Genomic DNA, 2,686 nt, shown 5'->3' on the forward strand with positions numbered 1-2,686 from the left:
GACCCCTTGACCCCTTGACCCCTTGACCCCTTGACCCCTTGACCCCTTGACCCCTTGACCCCTTGACCCCTTGACCCCTTGACCCCTTGACCCCTGAATCAGGAATAGGCCTAAATTCAAATCACGCCTGTTTAGAAAAAATCGGCTTATGGCATTATTTCTTGCACATAGAGGCGGCCGTGATTAAAAATCAATTTCCTATGAAAGTGATTGTCCTATCCTTAAGCATCGCGCTATTGAGCGTGTCCTGGGCGACCGCCGAAGATGCCTCGATTCCGCCGGAACTGGAAAAGCTCCGAGAAAGCTATCAGGCTGAAATTGCTCGATTGAATGAACCGGTGACGAAGCGTTACGCTGAATCCCTTGCCCGGCTGCAAGAGACTTACACACGGGCGGGGCAGTTGGACAAGGCGCTGGCGGTCAAAGGTGAATTGGACGAGCTTGTCCAGCAGCAGGTCAGGTCCAAGACGCGACTCAGTGAGAAAGACCTCGACGAATCCCGTTGGCTATGGGGGTCCGGCGGGACCTTGACGCTACACCGGCAGAATAAAGCGGCGCATACGGCGTGGTCGAGCACAGGCGTTTGGCGGCGAATCGGGGACCTGAAAGTGCTGGTCACCAAACCGGACGGCACCAAATTTACCCTCGTCTTTACAGACAGCGGGCTCACCTCGGGGCTGGCCACGTCAGAGACGGGCGGCAAAACCACCCTGACACGAGTCGTGAAGTAAGGTCTGGAATCTTATCTCGTCAGGATTCCCTAGACGGCCCTGACGACCCCCTCCGTTCCGAAGAGAAGAATTCAGACACCGCTCTGAGACTCAGCGCAGGCTCCACGAATCACCGAGCGATCCCCAGGTCTCAACGCGGCCAAACAGCGCATGACCATCGAAAACATTTACCCTCCGTTTGAAGGAAACCTCACGGACAGCCACGACGAACCGGGTCTCTTTGCCGTGACTGGCGGCGAGTTCCAGTTCAAGCCCGGCATGCCGATCTATGCCACCTCGCTTTTCCCGGATCCCGAGGGCCGGGGACCAGACGACTTGATCGGGCGCAAGGGGAAAACATGGCATGACTGCTATGTGCTGCCTTTGCAGGAATTTGCCAAGTCCGGCGCGCAAATCCTGCTCTATTTGGATTCCCGCTTGGAGCATCTTGCGGCCGACCTTCCCGCCAATGTGGCTGTGGTGGTCATGACTCAGCACCTTCCCGGTTATGACGCCATGCTGTGGCGTTATCTGGGGGCGGCCCATGGGGATGTTTTCTTCTGCGGCTGTGATGATTTACGTCATCCTCCCCTGGCGGACTACCTGCGGCTGATGAAATTCGATGTCATCCGCTGGCTGGCTCCCTGCGATATCGACCGTCACAAACTGTGTATTTTTCGGACGATCAAAGGCGGCTTTTACCTCCGGCCGCGAATCAAGAATATCGCCAGCATCCTGGCGGCTTTTTATGCCACAGATCCGATTCCAACGACGGTTTTGGGGAATCCTTTGTTCGGCAATGCCAAGGGACTTTATGGCTATGATGAAGTCTTCACATCACGCTTCTTTTACTACCGCTACGCCGAAAATCTGGCCACCATTGTCCTGCGGTTCAATGAGCCGTCCCTGTTTTTTGATTCCCTGGATCTGCCTTATCTCCGTTCAAAGAACAGCAAGGCCTCCGTGGTCTATGCCTTGCAGTGACCGGCCCTGATCTCCTGCAGGCAGAGATGCCCGCAGGGCGCGGCCACGCCACGGCAGCCCGTCACACAAAGTCGAACCGTGATGATGTCCGATTCCAACCCCGGCCTGATCTCCCTTTGCACCACGTGCAAAGGCCGCGCTCATCATTTGAAAGAGACACTGCCTCTCAACATGAGGGACAATGGGGATGACCCCGCCGTGGAGTTTCTGATCCTCGACTATGACTCGCCAGATGACCTGCAGGCCTGGGTCCACAGGGAACTGAAAAGCCAGATCGAAGCCGGGATCGTGACTTACCTTCGGCTGGAGGGGTATCCGGCATTCTCCATGCCACATTCCCGAAATGTCGCCTTCCGTGCGGCCAGGGGAGAGATCTTGTGCAATGTCGATGCGGACAACTTCATGGGGCCGGGTTTTGTCTCCTTTCTGCGGCGCTTCTTTGCGCAGCATCCAGAAGGCTTTCTCAGACCGCATGGGCCGCCTGGCACCAACGGCAGGATCGCCTGCCGTCGAAACCAGTTCATGGAGATCGGTGGTTATGATGAGAAGATGGGAGACGGCTGGGGGTATGAAGATGTGGACTTTGCCGCTCGGTTGAGTGCCGCAGGCTTCAAGGGCAAGCCCATGCCGGGCCGCTACCTCTCCGCCATTCCTCATTCGGATTCCATGAGATTGGAGTTTCAGACCGTGAAAATGAAGGAGGGGTGCAACAGGGAGCACCGAAGGCTGTCGAAGAAAAACATTGAGACTGGCCTTTGGAAGGCCAATGCCGGCAGCGGATTCGGCGTCGCCCAGGCACTGAAGAATTTCATCCATCCGATCGAGTTCACATAGAGGCTGTCTGAAAAGAGCCTAACAGCACGTCCAATCTCAAGGAGCGGCACTTGCCAAGTGCCGTGGGATAACATCAAGGAGCGGCACTTGCCAAGTGCCTTCAGTGGAAAGAAAGAACGCGGCATTCCCCAAGCCGTGACTTGGGCAAGTCACGCTCC

At 56.4% G+C, this 2,686-nt stretch carries 3 protein-coding genes; all 3 read left to right on the top strand.

Annotated elements, in window-relative coordinates; all coding sequences use genetic code 11:
• Positions 1-200: 200 nt before the first annotated feature.
• Entirely contained in the window at positions 201-731 is a 531-nt protein-coding gene (locus B5D61_RS23750) for a hypothetical protein (RefSeq protein WP_078815921.1), read from the top strand.
• 150 nt (positions 732-881) lie between these two features.
• On the top strand, positions 882-1,694 hold the full coding sequence (locus tag B5D61_RS23755) for a hypothetical protein (RefSeq protein ID WP_078815922.1): 813 nt from the start codon (positions 882-884) through the stop codon (positions 1,692-1,694).
• Between the two features lie 81 nt (positions 1,695-1,775).
• The gene (locus B5D61_RS23760; protein WP_078815923.1) at positions 1,776-2,528 is read left to right on the top strand and encodes a glycosyltransferase family 2 protein; all 753 of its coding nucleotides are present in this window, start codon (positions 1,776-1,778) and stop codon (positions 2,526-2,528) included.
• Positions 2,529-2,686 lie beyond the last annotated feature (158 nt).

The sequence above is a fragment of the Prosthecobacter debontii genome (genome assembly GCF_900167535.1).
Lineage (GTDB): Bacteria > Verrucomicrobiota > Verrucomicrobiia > Verrucomicrobiales > Verrucomicrobiaceae > Prosthecobacter > Prosthecobacter debontii.